This window comes from Cytobacillus sp. IB215665 (assembly GCF_033963835.1).
Taxonomy (GTDB): Bacteria; Bacillota; Bacilli; order Bacillales; family SM2101; genus Nanhaiella.
The window spans coordinates 388,261-405,058 of record NZ_JAXBME010000001.1 but is presented as its reverse complement, the minus strand read 5'-3'; the positions used below and the strand labels follow the sequence as shown (position 1 = coordinate 405,058).

Annotated in this window: 16 protein-coding genes; 4 read left to right on the top strand and 12 right to left on the bottom strand. The window is 34.3% G+C overall.

Annotated features, from left to right (window positions below):
• Positions 1-128: 128 nt before the first annotated feature.
• The 8 genes from SLH52_RS01675 to SLH52_RS01640 form a co-directional block, all read right to left on the bottom strand.
• Entirely contained in the window at positions 129-425 is a 297-nt protein-coding gene (locus tag SLH52_RS01675; RefSeq protein WP_320207569.1) for an antibiotic biosynthesis monooxygenase, read from the bottom strand.
• A 545-nt stretch (positions 426-970) separates the two neighbouring features.
• Positions 971-1,822: an amidohydrolase family protein gene (locus SLH52_RS01670; protein WP_320207568.1), complete on the bottom strand. Its 852-nt coding sequence runs from the start codon at positions 1,820-1,822 to the stop codon at positions 971-973.
• Complete coding sequence (locus SLH52_RS01665; protein ID WP_320207567.1) at positions 1,809-4,895, bottom strand: GNAT family N-acetyltransferase; 3,087 nt, start codon at positions 4,893-4,895, stop codon at positions 1,809-1,811. The genes SLH52_RS01670 and SLH52_RS01665 overlap by 14 nt, the downstream gene beginning before the upstream one ends.
• Before the next feature lie 641 nt (positions 4,896-5,536).
• On the bottom strand, positions 5,537-6,205 hold the full coding sequence (locus tag SLH52_RS01660; protein WP_320207566.1) for a TetR/AcrR family transcriptional regulator: 669 nt from the start codon (positions 6,203-6,205) through the stop codon (positions 5,537-5,539).
• A 73-nt stretch (positions 6,206-6,278) separates the two neighbouring features.
• Positions 6,279-7,307 carry an ABC transporter permease gene (locus SLH52_RS01655; RefSeq protein WP_320207565.1) on the bottom strand — a complete coding sequence of 343 codons (1,029 nt, stop codon included), beginning with the start codon at positions 7,305-7,307 and terminating at the stop codon, positions 6,279-6,281.
• Positions 7,304-8,032, bottom strand: a complete 729-nt coding sequence (locus SLH52_RS01650) for an ABC transporter ATP-binding protein (RefSeq protein WP_320207564.1) — start codon at positions 8,030-8,032, stop codon at positions 7,304-7,306. The genes SLH52_RS01655 and SLH52_RS01650 overlap by 4 nt, the downstream gene beginning before the upstream one ends.
• Before the next feature lie 296 nt (positions 8,033-8,328).
• The gene (locus SLH52_RS01645) at positions 8,329-8,691 is read right to left on the bottom strand and encodes an MmcQ/YjbR family DNA-binding protein (protein ID WP_320207563.1); all 363 of its coding nucleotides are present in this window, start codon (positions 8,689-8,691) and stop codon (positions 8,329-8,331) included.
• A gap of 44 nt (positions 8,692-8,735) precedes the next feature.
• Positions 8,736-9,497 carry a MerR family transcriptional regulator gene (locus SLH52_RS01640; RefSeq protein WP_320207562.1) on the bottom strand — a complete coding sequence of 254 codons (762 nt, stop codon included), beginning with the start codon at positions 9,495-9,497 and terminating at the stop codon, positions 8,736-8,738.
• Between the two features lie 483 nt (positions 9,498-9,980).
• On the opposite strand from SLH52_RS01640, the gene SLH52_RS01635 reads away from it, so the two are divergent.
• A complete protein-coding gene (locus SLH52_RS01635) occupies positions 9,981-10,691 on the top strand; it encodes a type II CAAX endopeptidase family protein (protein WP_320207561.1) in 711 nt (236 codons plus the stop codon).
• A gap of 101 nt (positions 10,692-10,792) precedes the next feature.
• Positions 10,793-11,440, top strand: a complete 648-nt coding sequence (locus SLH52_RS01630; protein WP_320207560.1) for a hypothetical protein — start codon at positions 10,793-10,795, stop codon at positions 11,438-11,440.
• A gap of 310 nt (positions 11,441-11,750) precedes the next feature.
• On the opposite strand, the gene SLH52_RS01625 is transcribed toward SLH52_RS01630, so the two are convergent.
• Both SLH52_RS01625 and SLH52_RS01620 read right to left on the bottom strand, forming a co-directional pair.
• Complete coding sequence (locus SLH52_RS01625; RefSeq protein WP_320207559.1) at positions 11,751-11,960, bottom strand: helix-turn-helix transcriptional regulator; 210 nt, start codon at positions 11,958-11,960, stop codon at positions 11,751-11,753.
• 10 nt (positions 11,961-11,970) lie between these two features.
• Positions 11,971-12,447 carry a DUF2975 domain-containing protein gene (locus SLH52_RS01620; protein WP_320207558.1) on the bottom strand — a complete coding sequence of 159 codons (477 nt, stop codon included), beginning with the start codon at positions 12,445-12,447 and terminating at the stop codon, positions 11,971-11,973.
• Between the two features lie 659 nt (positions 12,448-13,106).
• Between SLH52_RS01620 and SLH52_RS01615 the strand changes: the two genes are divergently transcribed.
• Positions 13,107-14,351 carry a polysaccharide deacetylase family protein gene (locus SLH52_RS01615; protein ID WP_320207557.1) on the top strand — a complete coding sequence of 415 codons (1,245 nt, stop codon included), beginning with the start codon at positions 13,107-13,109 and terminating at the stop codon, positions 14,349-14,351.
• Positions 14,352-14,372: 21 nt separating this feature from the next.
• Here SLH52_RS01615 and SLH52_RS01610 read toward each other — a convergent pair whose 3' ends face one another.
• Positions 14,373-14,702 carry a hypothetical protein gene (locus tag SLH52_RS01610; RefSeq protein ID WP_320207556.1) on the bottom strand — a complete coding sequence of 110 codons (330 nt, stop codon included), beginning with the start codon at positions 14,700-14,702 and terminating at the stop codon, positions 14,373-14,375.
• Between the two features lie 795 nt (positions 14,703-15,497).
• Positions 15,498-15,770 (bottom strand): hypothetical protein, encoded by a 273-nt coding sequence (locus SLH52_RS01605; protein WP_320207555.1) that lies wholly within the window; start codon positions 15,768-15,770, stop codon positions 15,498-15,500.
• Between the two features lie 398 nt (positions 15,771-16,168).
• On the opposite strand from SLH52_RS01605, the gene SLH52_RS01600 reads away from it, so the two are divergent.
• Positions 16,169-16,702: a CueP family metal-binding protein gene (locus SLH52_RS01600; RefSeq protein ID WP_320207554.1), complete on the top strand. Its 534-nt coding sequence runs from the start codon at positions 16,169-16,171 to the stop codon at positions 16,700-16,702.
• Positions 16,703-16,798 lie beyond the last annotated feature (96 nt).

The window sequence follows — 16,798 nt, the reverse complement described above, 5'->3', positions numbered from 1 at the left end:
TCACAAATTATTTTTGCTTAATATATCCATGCCAACTAAAACACCTTTACGATATCGTCAATACATTCACAATAGAGGTTTCATGTAAGAAAAAAAGAGATGGCTAAACACCATCTTTTCTTGTTGAATTATGAGCTATGTACGACTTCATAGATTTCTATCTTTGATCCAGTTGCAGTTGTGCCACGTGTTCGACGCTCAGCGTGAGCTTGACGAAAAGCTTCACTTTCAGTCCATGCCTTAAAATCTTCCTTGCTTTCCCATTTAGTATATACGACTTGTTTCTCTTCTTCAGACGAGCTTAAAAATTGAAATTCTACACAACCTGGTACCTTCTTCATATTTTCAGCACTCTTGCTAAATAACTCAACCATTTTTGACTTACCGTCTTCAGGTACAGTTAACACATTCATAACTACATACATGTTGTAACCCCTACTTTCTGTTATCGGATAAGATCTTTTTAACTACGTTACATTCCTATCTCCATCATAACAGCTAACCTTTGCATTATTCAATTCTTATACTTAATCGTCATAGTAACACAACAATATTACAATAATTTTTTTGGCTGTTTTCGTATAGAATGTTGTTTTTCGCACAAAAAAACAAACCCGCATATAGCTAAGCTTCGGGGTATCTTTGTTAAAAAATTTGTGTAAAACGACGTTTATAGCAAAGGTTTACGTAAAGGGCATTTATTTAAGAAACAGCTGTTTTCATAATGAATTATTGCTGGTCAAACCTTCTCTACTATATAAAGATGATAAACGTTTATAACCGTTTCTTGTGGTTTTAATTTAGTAACAATAGCAAGCCAATAACAATAAGACTGACCATTATAACCCTTAAGTACACATATATGTGTATTACTTAAAAAGGATTTTGGTCAGCCTTACCTTAAAACATTAGCTATTTTTTCGCAATAAGCGCTAAACATGAGTTTAACTAACGTTAACAAAACACTTGTTTATAAAAATGGTTTAATTTTCGGAAACACTTTTATTGCATTTTGATAAAAAACATCCTCGTGATGCTGCTCTGGTACTAACTCCTTCACTAAATCAATGTATGCCTGTATCGGAGCAAGTGGCCAATCTGTGCCAAATAATAGCTTGTCGTAATGATCACAAAACGTTAAAGCATGACGAATATGATCTAAAAAGTTGGAGTTTAAATGCTTTTCAATATCTTGTTTTGTACCAACAAGCCATCCAGATAAATCTGCGTACATATTGGAGTTTTTATATACTACTTCTGCCCCATCTAACACCCATGGATCTCCGAGGTGAGCCATCAGTAATGTGACATCACGATGTTCTACAGCAACTTCATCAAGCGTGAGAGGATGGGAATACTTCAATAATCCTCTATCTGAATAAGTATCTCCTGTATGAAATACGACTGGTAGCCCATATTTCGCAGCTAATTCATATACTGGCTTATAAACGTCATCATACGCATAAAAAGGATAGTACCCTAAATAAATTTTTATCCCAACTACATGAGGCTTCTGAACTTCTTTCTCGAGCATTCGCAATGATTCCTTAGTTAAAGTATAAGGATTAACCCCTGCACAATATACAAAAGAAGGAGGGATTGACGACGATAAATCAATCCCCATTGGTGTTTGTGCGTACTTTGAAGGAAATCCTTGATTGGACGTTTCAGTTAACCCCATTGCAATCCCAAGTACAACATTCGCCTCTTTAAATTCCTTTACGATTCCTTCAGATGAGTAATTAACTTTTGACATTTCATCTGCAGTTTGAAAGAAGCTATTAATTTTTGAAAAATGCAGATGAGCATCAATTATTTTCATGCGATTGTTCCTCTTTTGTAAAGACTAAATTTGCTAAATGACCCAGTGCCTTGTGATTAATTTTATCCTTGCCTACTGTGATGAGTAACGGTTTTGTAAATATTGTTTGACGATTAGCTAAATGTAGCTTTTGATCGATACTTGTAAAAGTTACATCCTTGTTCATATATACTTCAGTATCTGATACTTCGTCATGTTGAATGATGTGCAATATTTCGTCTACTTGTTCCCCACCAAACACATGCTGGAGTTCTAGCTTAGCCTCGTATTCCGCGCCACCACCAGTAACCTTCACATCACCATTTTGTATAAAGGTTTTGTTCAAATGTGAATTAGGTTTGATTAACAATTCAGTTTCCAATTTTTTATCGAGTAGGTAAGTACCTGTATGTTGTTCAATTTTCGAGAAATGAGCAACGACAGGTACTCCCGGTAGCATCATAAAATATTGGTGAAAATTAAGTCCTTTATATTTTTTGTGTTCCGTAATGCTCGTTGAAATTTCTAAACCTTCCCATACATTATGAAATTGATCCTTTAAAGTAGCAAACTGAATCGAAGATGATTCCTTGCTCCAAGAACGGTTACTCATATCACTCATTGTGCTACGAATACCACCTGACCATGGATTCCACCACGATTTAGACGTTAGCTTCGGAAAGGATGAATCCAACCATTCTACTCCATTCATTTTTAATGAAAATAGCGTAGGGAAAAAGTCTGTTGACGCTCCTATATCTATTAAACCATTATTCACTCTATGAACTTTTAGGTCATCCTCTTCAACAATATGATGCACAACTTTATCATTTGAAGGTTTCAGTAAGACGCGGTCTGAATAATATGCTATATTATTACGTCGATCTTTCACCTTCACATGCACGAACGGATCATGAATGTGCTTAACTGGGACAGATACTTCATGTTCTCCTGCGTATGTGTCATTTGCCAAGTTGACTTGGACAGTTCCATCTGATGAGGTATTTTTCTTTTGTTCCGCTTTAATGACGATTTCATTTGTTGAGATAACAGGGTTTCTATCATTATATACAACCTCTATTGCATCCTGTGGCAACTGTTTGTTGACAGGCTTTCTTTCCGCAAAACGACGGAACTCTTTCCATGTTTGAAAGGCACCCATGTTGATGAAGATTGGCTCTGTTTGTACAGTCACTCCCCCATCAAGCTTACCAAGGTTTTGTTCACAATACGTGTACCAGTTTTCAAATTGCAACTGCGATTTCTTTGGCCAGCAAAATCCACTAGGGTAGGGTTTGTACTGTGAAAAAATCCAGTTTTCCGTAAGCTTAGAGCTTTCCCATTCTCCGTAAAAAGTGAAGCCTTTACCGTGTTCAACTAGCTCATTATTATAATGAAAAACTGGGTTTTCCAGACTATGATAAATCGGCTGACTTATCCACACATCTTCTGATGTAACTTCGTTACCTTGGTTCGTCAGTTGTACTGCTGCCTCTATTAAACCTTCTGCAAAAAGCTTATAAATATAAACAAATGAAATATTATTCATGGACTCTGACTCAAATGTTGCCTTTAAAACCATTGCTCCTTGTTGTTGCTCAAACTCCACCTTCGTTGGTTTTTTCTTAGAAAACTCGTCGTTATACGGCTTCCCAAGCTTAGCAAACATGAGCGTTGTCCGTTGAGAATCACTCATATTACGACCTGGAATGAATTCATTATTAAACTTACTAAAATATCCTTGGTAACTCCCATTATAAATATGCCAGTATTCATCACATTCCCCGTCAAATTGGGCGCCAATCCCTTTAAAACCAACCCCAATTCGTTTATTAAAGGTTTGTTCCGTAAGACCGTCCCTTATAACAAAAACTTCTATTTCTGGTCCATAAAAACCATAGCCATGTAACTGTGCATCAATCGGTAAAGACATTTTTTCTTTCCCTTGTAATGTTACTTCTACCTTTTGTTGCTTAATCTTTAGCAAATCCGTAGAAGGTAATGAGAAAGAAAATGTTTGCTCGCCCTTTGATTGATTTTCAATATCAATGAAAAAGGTTACCTCTTCCCCTATCATAAATTGATCTTGTGGTGCAACAGCTTTCATATTTGCAGGTAATTTCGGATTCACTCCAATTGCAAAAGTAGCTTTTTTGCCATTTATCCACACATTTGTTTGCACAGTTGGATGTGTTCGCCATGGGCTTTGCTCTTCTACATAGTCAGCGATTGAAAACATCGCTTCAATAGTCTTTTCACCTTCGACCATGACTTCATTGTCATATAAAAAACTAATTTGCCCTTGCTCTTCCCCTTCAAATCGAAGTTGAAGGGGCTTATCGGTTTTATTTATGACATGAAATTGGATTTGATGAGATTTGTTACAAACAAGTTCAAAGTCCTCTACTGTAGCTTCTACTAAATAGTCATCCGTTTCAATAAGCCGTAAACCACGGCCTGACCTTTCAAACTGCATACGTAATTTACCATAGTTCTCGTCGTTCCACGAATACTCGTAATAAACAAAATGGTTACGTTTAATATCATCTGGTATGACTTCTATTTGCCGATCACTAGCAGTATACCAATCTACTTTTGCAAAATAATCTTTCACTGCATCTGTATCGAGCACAGTTGGAATAAGATTCATCAAATGTGTAGTATCATCACGATCTTCCCAAAAGAACCCACATTTTTTGTATAGAGGAACAGCCTTCGTATTTCCGGGCCATGTATACAAATCAAGACGCGGCCATTTCCTTTGAATTACTTCGTTCAATACTCTTGTTACGAGCATTTTCCCGATCTTTTTCCCATGATAATCTGGGCGAACATTTAATAATGGAATATACATAGCTCCTCGGTCTTCACGGTATTCAGATAATGAACAATAACCAACTACCATATCTCCATCCATTGCTAAAAATACTTTAATATTACTAGAATTCTGTTCCTGCACTTTCACCTGTACACCTGTTTTTACAGATGTGGACCCTCCCCAGCCCTCTTGACTGTTATTCCACATATCTGCTACAGCTTCAGCTAATCCGTTATGATATTCTACAATATTAATATCTGATGTCACTTTCCCCATGATCATTCCCCTTATTGAGATGCTCAAAAAATCCGTCGGTGAGTCCACTCTAGAAGCTTTTTGCTTTAATTACGTTTATTCATAGCTTAATTTTTCTTCTAGAAAAATGCATCGTTATCTCAAGCCGCTTGTCATTGTTGAACACTCAGTTATAGTTTTTTCTTATTTCTACGTTTTACAATTCCTAACCTTATTAAAATCCTTTAACTTTGTTGTAATTACCATCTTAATCTCCTCCTTAGATTTTTTAGATACTAAACTATCCATGCTAATATTCAAAAAAATAGATTAATACCCATTTTTATACTAACGAATGGACAGATAATTGTAAATATTTTTTAGAATAGTAATCTTTATATTAATTTAATTATGTTTTAAGTAAGAACTTTTTTCGCTTTGCTTGTTTTTTCGTACGTAGAAATAAATACGTAACAGTTACAGTGTCTTGGCATTTTTTCTTCTATAAAAAAACGTAACAATCACATTAAACCTCATTCCGTTAAAAAATGGGAACGCCTAAACAGCAAAAAGAAATGTATGATTTTACACACATTTCTTTTTAAATGGATATTTTCACATTGACAATTGTTTAACATTAGTCCAGTACAGACAGCTATTATATATGCACTTACGTCGCTTCTTTAATTGTCTTCTTTCCCAGATAAACCATAAAGCATAAATTGAATAGTATGCTCAATCTCTTGTTCATCATCCCATTCAGCCTCAGGTAAAATCAATAACCTTGTTAGTATAAATCCAATACCAGTAGTCAAAATCATACGAATGACCGTTTTTGAGGGGAGATCAATAATATCGCCTTGCTTTTGGAACTGTTCAATTATCTTTTGCAACTGAACATAAATATGTTCAGTAAATATACTCGTAAATTGCTCTTTCAGCTCCTCCTGAAAAGGGATCTCTTGCAACAGAATTTTCAGCATCGGTAAATGCTTCTTAGCGAATTCTAAGCGGTTAGTTAATAACGCTCGAAGAAAATCCTCAGCTTGCTTGTATTGATTTTTATTAAACACTTCTTTCACGAATGATTTTGCGAGCAATGGTGTAATAATTTTTGTCCAAGTTGGAACTACGATTGAAATTAACAGGTCATGCTTCGTTTTGTAATGTCGAAAAATTGTACCCTCTGCTACCCCAGCCCTTTTAGCTATTTCACTAGTAGATGATGCTGCAAATCCCTTTTCGGAAAATATTTCAACAGCAGCCTCAAGGATTTTCTTTTGCTTAGGGCTAAGTTTTTCGTCACGACTACCCATTTCTAGAAGCTCTTCAAGCCACTCTTTATCCTGCATTATGATTAACTCCTTACATCTGCTAGCTTTGCTCTCTTCTATTACCATTTTGAAACCCCAGCTTTTTATACTGTTATAATCTTCTATGCTTCTTTAAAGCTACTACATTTAATACCATAAATAATAAAGAAAATCCAAGCAAGACGAATACGTCAATTTGTATATCAGCCCAGCCTCCACCACGGATCATAATGTCTCTCATAGCATCCCCACCATACGTCATCGGCATAATTACACTTAATGACTGTAACCACGGTGCCATTGTTTCCAAATGGAATAATCCAGAAAAGAACACCTGTGGGATAATAACTAGCGGGATAAATTGGATCATCTGTAATTCGTTATTAGCAAATGCAGACAAGAATGTTCCTAAAGTTAGTGCAGTTAATGACAGTAGAAAGGTAATGAGTAACACATACCATATGGATCCAACCATAATAATATCAAGAATTTCTATCGAGAAGAACACAATGATAGTCGCTTGAACGGTTGTGAATATACCGTATCCTAAAGCGTAACCTATAACCATTTCCCATCGTTTGAGCGGTGTAGATAATATACGATCTAACGTACCACTCGTTCTTTCTCGTAAGAAAGAGACACCTGCAATTAAGAATACGAAGAAAAATGCAAAATAACCGATTAGAAACGGACCAATGTTATCAAAGAGAGCCATCTCCTCTGAACCATGTAAATATGTGAATTCAGGCTTTATTAACGCTTGTTGCTCGTTTTCAAGCTGTTGAAATGCTTGTTGTATTGATAATAAAACCGCTTTATTAACAGTCGGATCACTACCTTCAAGGCTAATGTGAGGTACATTCTGATCCATAATGATAAACGCATCTATTTCTTGCTCAGTTAGTTTTTCTTCTGCTTCTTCTAAATTTATCGAAAGTAGCTCAACATTCTCCTCATCTAGTTGCTCTAACAACATATCAGGGACATCAACCATCCCTATTGTAGGTGTGTATTCATTCCCATCAAATACTAGCGACATTAACCATAAAATAAACATAGGGGCTACCAACATGAGACCTATCGTTCTTTTATCTCCCAAGAACTGACGAATAATTCGAATTACCATCGCTCTTATTCTCATGCTCTTACACCCCCGAATGTTAAAAAGGCTTCTTCTAGAGTGTTAGCACTCGTTTGCGCTTTTAATTCCTCTGGTGTACCAAGTCCGATTAAGCACCCTTCTCGAATCATACCAAGGCGAGAACACTTCTCTGCTTCATCCATGACATGTGTTGTTACGATGATTGTTTTCCCGTTATCTTTTAATCTTCTTAATTCATCCCAAAGCGATTGTCTTAAGATAGGATCAATCCCAACAGTCGGCTCATCTAATAATAAAACTTCTGGCTCATGAACAATAGCAATAGCAAGTGATAACCGCCGCTTCATACCTCCAGAAAACTGGTGAACAGGTTTTTTCTTTTCTGGTAGCAGGTTGACAAGCTCTAATACTTTATCAATTCTTTGTTGCTTTGCCTTCCCTTTTAAACCATAAATCGTTGCAAAAAAATCAATGTTTTCAAATGCTGTTAGTTCATTATATAACGCATCTGATTGTGCCATAAAACCGATTTTATTCATCATCTTTAAATTAGGCATCTTAGTGTGTAAAACCGAGATCGATCCTTCAGTTACTTCATCTATTCCACCTATCATTTTTACAAGTGTTGTTTTTCCAGCTCCAGATGGACCTAGTAAGCCAAAAAACTCTCCGAAGGAAATATCAAATGTTACATCTTGTAGAGCAGCTTTTTTACCAAACCTCTTAGTTACATGACTAACTGAAATACAAGTATCATTATCCACGTTGTATCCCTCCATTTTTAATGAGTGATTACTCACTTTTATTATACGTTGCATTTCAATTATATGTAAATGTTTTTTTGTTTTGCTATTTTCGCATAGATTGTTGTTTACGTACTATAAATTAACTCGTACACCTTCTCTTCTATAAAACGATGACTGTTGAGTATTATCTATAACAACAAAGTTTACGTATTTTAGTTATGTAATCAAATGAAATAGGTAAAGGACGTTTTGATGTGATTGACCTTCGTAATTAATGTAATTGAAGCTGTGTTCCTGTTTTGCGAAAACAGCTTTTAATTAATTTTTTCATTAATTTCTGCCTTTTCAGCCTTTCTTAAACTGTTAAACACTAACTCATAAGATCTATCAATCATATGTAAGATTTGTTTAGTTGGTACTGTGCCATCAACAGTAATTGTATTCCAATGTCGTTTGTTTAAATGATAACCTGGTTTAATGGCGGGATATTGCTCACGAAGTATTTCATTAACATCTGGCTCACATTTTAAGCTAATGGCAGGGTGGGTTTCTCCTAGAGACAAGATAGCAAACATTTTAGTTCCTACCTTCATCACATGTGCATCATCCCCAAATGGAAAATCTTCATAAGCACCTCGTTTTGTTAAACAACTTTCCTGCAGCTCTTTGAAATCCATCTTATCTCTCCTTTTTATGATTTTGATGACTTTGTCTAGCAGTTTCATATGTAATTTTCTTCTAAAATATAATCAATAGCTTGTTCGATAAACTTAACAACTTCATCATTAATCGGGTATAGTCCTAGCTTTTGAGATTTCTCCTTTGATTTGCGAACTTCCCAAAATTTCAGTTCCAGTCCTTCGTCACCATGAAAGGTTTCTTTCGACAGTAATAATATATCTTCTGCAATGAGTTGACCTTCTTCAGCTTCTGGTTTTATGCTGTTTGTCAAACATAGCTCTACTCTCCTAATAATGTTAATCCACTTCGTAGTTTGCTCATCGTCCTCACCCATTTTTGGAAGGTTATTTGAGAGTGCATCAACTTCCTTTTCATTAAAAAGCTCCTTCCAAATCATTTCTTTCTGTTCTGTTGACTTACGATGTTGATATTCATCTATTAGTGGTAACAAAACCTCCCAATTTAATTGCTGTTCTACTCTTATACTATTTAAAATTGTCGTTGTATGATTTAACGACCCTTGTAGCTCAAGAATTTTGTTCTCTAATGACCTTTTATGGACAGCTAAAATGTCTTGAACAGTGATTTGATCTAGAACTTTTTTAATGTCATCTAGAGAAAGTGAAAGAGCTTTCAGTATTGTGATCTTTTCTAGCTTAAGCATATCTTGCTCTGAATAAAGACGTCGACCGTTGTCTTCTTTAATCGTCGGTTCGACGAGTCCAATTTGATCATAATAGCGAAGCGTTCGTACGGAAAGATGAAGCTTCTTTGAAGCGTCACCCGTTGAATAATATGACACTTTTATCCCCCCTATTAGCAAGCACAATCGATGAAATTATTTCACAATGAACTACCCCTATATTTAGAAAAACAACTTTCTAAAAACCCTTAGGTGATACATATCTATTTTTTACAAAGAGTTATTTTCGTATAGGATGTTGTATTTCATACTAAGAAATAAACACGTAAAGCAACAAGACTTCAGGTCATCTTTTCTTCTATAAAATGTTGAATGTTGAGTAAAACGGCCTTTTTATCTTCTATTTTAGGAACTATATCAACAAAATTTCTGAATAAAGCCTTACAAAAAGTTGTTTTCACAATGATTGTTAAGAAACTGCCATCTATTCATGACAATATCGTATAAAAACACGTTACGAAAAAAGTACTTGCAGGTGACGTTACGTCACCTTTTACAATAATTGTATCATATGGAATTTATTCATATCGAAGTCATTAACCATTCTTAGCTAAAACATACATTAATTTGGAGGATTCATTTATGGAAAGTATACAATTTAAAAGATTCAATTTAAAAAATGAAGTATGGACATGGAAGGAATTCATAGGAGCACTTATAGTAGCATTCGTTGTTGTTCCCATTCTTATTGAATATTTATTACATGGATATATAAATAATATATTAGCAAACGATCTATATGTAGGCACCCTCACTGGGCTAATTATGGCAATATGTTTTTTATATAGTATTTATATATTATCATTAAAACCACATCATTTAACATGGAAGGATATCGGTATACGATCGTTTCCAATTCAATATTTGACATGGATTATACTTTGGATAATACTTTTAATCTTTGTTGGCGTCTTTATAATATTTGTTATGTCATGGTTTGGAGTTAGCTATGAAAATAGTAAAACAGCTAGTATTCAATCGCAGGTTACCCCTATTAACTTTATCATTGGATTTGTATCAGCTACTGTAATTTCTCCTATTTATGAAGAGATTTTTTATCGGGGGTTTATTTATAAATGGCTAAGGGGCAAATGGGGGATATATAGCGGGATGACGGTTAGCTCATTAATTTTTATGCTCGTTCACATTCCAACATATAATGTGTTGCCAATCACTTTTGTAAGTGGACTCGTTTTTTCATGGACGTACGAACGGACAGGGTCGGTCATACCAGCTATGATCATTCATGGTTGCTTTAATGGTATTGCTGTAATAGCTACTGCTTTGGCCTAATATGACAATAGAAAAAGTTAGTTAAGGTTAATATTGAAAGGACCTTACATATTGAGGTGAGGGCCTAAAACTCTTAAAAAAATTAGGAGGAGAAGTTCGTTATGGATTTCGTGCTAGAACATAAATGGATTTTTTTAATTATTGCTGAAATCTTCTTTTGGGTGTTTATGATATCATTTTTGACTGTTCGCTATTGGTTTGGGTTAAAAAAGCTGGGCATGCTGTTGTTTTTCATTTTTATCATCAATGATTTATGGATTGCAGCAATGGGGTTTTTTGATTATTTAAAAACAGGAGAATTTACGAGCTATCAAATCATTATTTTAGTTATTATCGTCTACGCTCTCACATACGGTAAAGCAGATGCACAAAAATTAGATGCAATTATTCAACAAAAAGTTGCTCTTTGGAAAGGAGAACCTACCCCTCAAGCTAAACCAGCTAAAGTGCAATATGGTAAAGCTCATGCCAAAATTCAACGAAAACAATTTTTTTCTCATTTTCTTATTTTTGCTATTGTACATATCATATTATTCATTTCTTATGGTCTGTCAGATGAAATTGTTAATATTAACAGTATCGAACAACTATTTACAGTTTGGCTAAACAATAAAAATGCTACTTTCCCATTTAACAACGCAAGTGTAAATAACCTAAGCAGAATTTGGATGATCATTCTAATACTTGATGCGGTAATCTCACTTTCATATTCAGTCTTTCCAAAATCGAATAAAGCAGCTTCTTCATAACAAGTAGTACAACAGTAACACTTCTAGCGCTGGGAGATTTCCCTAGCGCTATTAATCATTTCACGTAAGAAAGCCTAATATCAATCCTTAGATAAAATTCACCATTTAACGTAGAGAAATTAGGCAGTTGTGGATTGCATCTACAGCATAAAAATACTAAACGCTCTGCCAGCCTTCGAAAACGATCACCACTCCGCTCTACCCTTAAGGTATGAGACTCCTGCAAACGATAATATTCCTTACCCTGACAGCAAGGCATGTGTTACTTTTCCTTAGTTTATTTTCACTTAGGGGCTTGTCAAAAATCTCACTATTCCTCACTTTTGTATTCTAAAATATCACCTGGCTGACATTCTAAAGCCTTACATATCGCTTCTAAAGTTGAAAATCGAATAGCTTTTGCCTTCCCATTTTTTAAAATAGATAGGTTAGCCATTGTAATTCCCACTTTTTGAGATAGTTCTGTGACACTCATTTTTCTTTTCGCTAACATGACATCGATGTTGATGATAATCGCCATTTTCATCACCTCAAACTGTTAAATCGTTTTCTGCTTTCAAATGTATGGCATTTTGTAAGAGTTTTTTAAGCACCACCGCAAAAGTCGCTATTACGAATGATACAAACGTAATAGCCCAGCCGAGTATTAAGATACCTGGATTCTCTGCATTTTGTGAGTGTAAAATGATAAAACCTATCACATATAAGATACATATAGTGATTGCGCAATAAGTTATATAATTTAAAGATTTTACAGATAAATTGGAAAAAACTTTGTTTTTGTCAATAAAGCTTAGTAGTTTTAAAGCTTGGTACAGAGCAAAGAAAAATGGAATGGCTGTCATATAGATACCGATTAACAGAGGGTATTTTAAATGGGTAAACTCTGGATACATCGCCTCAAGCACATTCGCTTGCCAAGGTAGCCAATCTATACATAAAGCTAGTACCGTAACTCCTATCATACAAATGGCTATTTTCAACAATAGTGTAGTTACTTTCTTCATAATAAACACCTCGCTAATTTATCATTCACTTATCATTCATATAGTATATCCTAATATATTACATATCGTTTATCAATAAATATTTATTATTTATTATTATATTATTATTGTTTTATAATTAATACTCCTACATCTTATCCTCGTTTAACTACTACTAATCGAACATTTCTAGATATGCTATCTTAAATACAATGGTAAGAAAGATTATGAAAAGAGCTTTAGATAGGCTATTTTCGTAAAATATGTTGCTGTTGTTTACAAATGATGAACGACATGCAGTCGTTTTATACAGCTACTATTGATTACAGAAGAAAGGCTGACATGAACTCAATATGTAACGTGTTCAGACCTTAATACGAAAAGCAACTATCTATGTAAAAACGGTCTACAAATAACAACTAAACTCATTACCCCTTTCATTTATTATATATCGTACAACAACATGTAATTATTCCCTCTTCGACATAACCTAGCTACAAAACTACGATTGGATATACATACCATTGAAATAATTTGGACATCTATACTAATATCAAAAAGGATTAGTAACTAAGTAAATGATCTCATATACTTATAGCTCTTAAATTGTCTAAATTTATAGTATTTTATTTACCCATATTACTAACAAAAATTAAACATCATTGGAACAAGGGGAAAACATGAAAAGTTATAAAATGATTTTTACATCCTTAAGTGTCATAGCAGGATTATTTTTGCTTTTTGCATTCGTTATAGACAAAGAACGATCTGTTATGAGTGTTGGTTATACATCTACAAAAGCAATCCAACAAACGAACATAATAGAGCCTATTAGCGCTTATACTCCTGTGTACGATAATAGAAAGGAAGAATTCACCATTGTAGGGTATTTACAAAATGGACATACATTCAAGATACTACGTGATTATGGCAATGAATGGTGGCAAATTTCCTTTGGTAATGGCTATGGATATGTAAGAAAAACAGATGTCATTGTTAATGAAGAACCATACGTATTGAAGGCTACAAAAAACACAAACAATATGTTTATTACAATAAAAGAGACGAACATATATGAACAACCATCAGACTCTCTTCATCCTATCGCAACGATATCTCAAAACTTAAGATATCCTATCATGTCTGAGTCAAACGATTATTATGGGGTGAAGATAGCAGGTAAGATCGGTTATGTACAAAAGGAAGACGTCGAGGTTGATGACGGTATTCCAATATTAATGTACCACCATTTTTCACATGATGAAGATAATCTTGACCTAAGTAATCCTAATACAATTTCTCCTCATGAATTTTATCAGCAAATGGCTATATTAAATGAGGAAGAAGTTGAAACAATTTCACTCAAAGATTTAGAAGGTTTTCTAAATGGTACGACCAATTTACCTGGAAAAGTCGTCGCATTGACATTTGATGATGGGTTACAATCTGTTAATGAATATGTTTATCCAACATTAAAAGCCAATAACCAACTTGGGAACTTATTTATTATAACTAGTCGTTCCCCGAATGAAGCGGAACCATATAATCCAAAAGCTACAAAATATCAATTTATGAGTACTCAAATGATTGAAAACATGAGTGATGTTTTTACCGTTTGCGCACACACACATAAAATGCACCGGCTAAAGGGACAGAAAAGTTTCTTAGTGACTAAGTCCCTTGACGAAGTACAAAAAGATTTGCGATTGAATAAATCAATCTTGGAGACGGCTTATTTTGCCTATCCTTTTGGCCAATATAATGAAGATGTCGTAAAAGTTGTGATGGAGGAAGGGTTCAAAATGGCTTTTACAACTAAACGAGGATTTGTAAAAAAGGGAGATAATCCATACCTATTAAACCGCTTAAATGTTTCTCCTCGGATGACGAAAAATGAATATAAAAAATTAGTTGGAATTAACTAATGTACTAGCTGTATGAGTGGTTTAAGGTAAACCTGGATGAAAAGCAATTGGAGACACGACGGAGGTCACTATCTTTGATGGTGACGAGCAAACAGTAACATTTACTTGGATTGGAGAGATATAGCGGCTTCTCTTTTGTTTCGCGAAGAGAAGCCTGTTTTTGTTGTGAGACAGTTGTTGGACAATAAAAACAGTTATTCGGACAGTAAAAGGTGATTTTCCGACAGTAAAAGCAGCTATTCGGACAGTAAAAGGTAATATTTCGACAGTAAAAGCAGTTATTCGGACAGTAAAAGCAAGTAGTTGGATAGTAACCGTGCTCATTTGGACAATAAAGTAATCTATGGACAACTTCCACGAAATGCATTATTTTTAGTACATATAATAAATGTGAATCAACTTAGCTTCATTTATATGTAAATGAGAGCTAGCCAACATGACCAGTGAAAACTAGGTTTTTGGACACCTATAATATAAATCATTGCGACTTATTTTTCATAATAATATTTAATGAGAAGGTGACAAACGTGATATCATTTAGCAAAATAAAGGAATATATGATCTTTACACTATTATTTTTTATATTCTGGTATTTTAAAAGTAGTTTTGATAGTTGGTTAGAAGAAAGTTCTAAATTATTTGCGATTTCGTATTATATGTATTCGTCTCTATTCGTCTTATCTAATCTGATATTTGGTATAGTGATAGGGTTACCAACTCTATACAAAGAGAGCAAAAATCGAGGTAAATGGAAAGTACTTATTGAAAAGCTAACGTTTCTAGGAATACCAGCATTGTTTATTGTAATTATAAGTTACTTTTATCGCCCAAGGTACCCTATCTTTTTTGATTTACAGTATTTTAGCTGGAAAAATAATCTTAGTCTGTATGCTATTATTTTTTTAGGCTATGTACTTACAACAAGCTTTTATAAACAACAAACGAACACCAGTAGTATGGATAAAAACAGTCAAACTTGAGTGTGAGTGTCTTGTAATGAACACAATTAACATTAATCAATAAAGCCAATAGGCTTTTTTCTGCAAAATTATTATCATAAATAGGCGTATACCTAAATAATGAGGATACGCCATTTTTCATAGCCCATAACAACAATTTGTGCTCAACCTTCGGCTACTTCTTCAATCATAATGTTGAATTTGTTAATACCTCTGAGCTTTCACCATGACAAGAGTTATACATTTCTTGTAAATCTTCTTCCCCGAGTTCGGGATGTACTTCCTCCATGTATTCTTTCATTTCAGCCCATTCAAAGTTATTTTCGTTCAAATCCAAGTTATTCATTTTCTCGTAATTAATCATTGAATTACTTGATTGACCACCATATGCCAAAGCAGTAGTACCAGCTCCAATTGCTAAGCTTACAGTTAGTATGCCGACCATTATTTTGTTTTTCATCGTTTTCCCTCCTTCATTTATTTACTGCTATTATCTTTTAAAAAAATTGAGAAACTTTGCAGATTCTTAAAACATTTTGTTAACATCCAACTTAAAACACGAAGACATTACATATATGCTTAAAGTAGCCAACCGAAATTTCTTCATCCGATGACAACAATACTTAGCTATCGCTTAGTTTTGCTTGCTAACTTTCTTGTCATGTTCGTATGGCTAGAGCTGTTATGTGCCTCGTACTAAACTACATATCGTTCATTCATATTCAAAGCACCAATGCAACACTTTAAGAACATTGTGAAACGAATTATGACATTTCAGTGATAAACATTTTTCTTTTTATCTAATTAACAATAAATACTGTATAATACCATGTAGAAACTAATAAGGGGTGTATTTTAATGAAATTAAAAAGTATATTTGTAGTCCTCTCAACCGCGTTTTTGTTAGTAGGCTGCAGTGAAGAAAATACACAGACACAATCTCAACAAGAAATGGATCCACAATCTATTAAAGATTTAGTAAATGACTACAGCATAGGTAACATTGACGCGGAAAATGCATCTATTACATCTGAACAACTCATTGTAGAGGAAACTAGCGGAGAGAAACACGAGTATGATTTACCAGATGATGAATTCTTTGTTTCATTTGCACCATACGTAAAGAATACACACCCATGTACAAATCATAGCTTGACTGGCTGCCAAGGTGAACTAGCGAATGAGCAATTTGATGTTGTAATTGTAGATGCATCAGGAAATATTATCATTGAGGAAACAATGGTGTCTGGAGAAAATGGCTTTATTGACATGTGGTTACCACGTGACAAAGAATACGAAGTTAGAATAACTCATGACGGAAAAATGGCAGAAAGTAGTTTTTCTACTTACAAAACTGATCAAACTTGTATGACTGAAATGCAATTATTGTAAAGAGGAGCGTTTATTAACGCCCCTCTTTTCTTTATCTTTCAGTTAGGCTCTTTTCGTAAACTTTGTTGCTATAGTTCCTAAAATAGACGCATACTC

Bases quoted from the DNA above. Each gene is read 5' to 3' on its own strand.
- SLH52_RS01670 (WP_320207568.1), bottom strand. From the start codon at position 1,822: ATGAAAATAATTGATGCTCATCTGCATTTTTCAAAAATTAATAGCTTC.
- SLH52_RS01645 (WP_320207563.1), bottom strand. From the start codon at position 8,691: ATGGATTTCAAAGAGCTGCAGGAAAGTTGTTTAACAAAACGAGGTGCT.
- SLH52_RS01635 (WP_320207561.1), top strand. From the start codon at position 9,981: ATGGAAAGTATACAATTTAAAAGATTCAATTTAAAAAATGAAGTATGG.
- SLH52_RS01630 (WP_320207560.1), top strand. From the start codon at position 10,793: ATGGATTTCGTGCTAGAACATAAATGGATTTTTTTAATTATTGCTGAA.
- SLH52_RS01665 (WP_320207567.1), bottom strand. From the start codon at position 4,895: ATGGGGAAAGTGACATCAGATATTAATATTGTAGAATATCATAACGGA.
- SLH52_RS01600 (WP_320207554.1), top strand. From the start codon at position 16,169: ATGAAATTAAAAAGTATATTTGTAGTCCTCTCAACCGCGTTTTTGTTA.
- SLH52_RS01655 (WP_320207565.1), bottom strand. From the start codon at position 7,307: ATGAGAATAAGAGCGATGGTAATTCGAATTATTCGTCAGTTCTTGGGA.
- SLH52_RS01615 (WP_320207557.1), top strand. From the start codon at position 13,107: ATGAAAAGTTATAAAATGATTTTTACATCCTTAAGTGTCATAGCAGGA.
- SLH52_RS01625 (WP_320207559.1), bottom strand. From the start codon at position 11,960: ATGGCGATTATCATCAACATCGATGTCATGTTAGCGAAAAGAAAAATG.
- SLH52_RS01620 (WP_320207558.1), bottom strand. From the start codon at position 12,447: ATGAAGAAAGTAACTACACTATTGTTGAAAATAGCCATTTGTATGATA.
- SLH52_RS01660 (WP_320207566.1), bottom strand. From the start codon at position 6,205: ATGCAGGATAAAGAGTGGCTTGAAGAGCTTCTAGAAATGGGTAGTCGT.
- SLH52_RS01675 (WP_320207569.1), bottom strand. From the start codon at position 425: ATGTATGTAGTTATGAATGTGTTAACTGTACCTGAAGACGGTAAGTCA.
- SLH52_RS01605 (WP_320207555.1), bottom strand. From the start codon at position 15,770: ATGAAAAACAAAATAATGGTCGGCATACTAACTGTAAGCTTAGCAATT.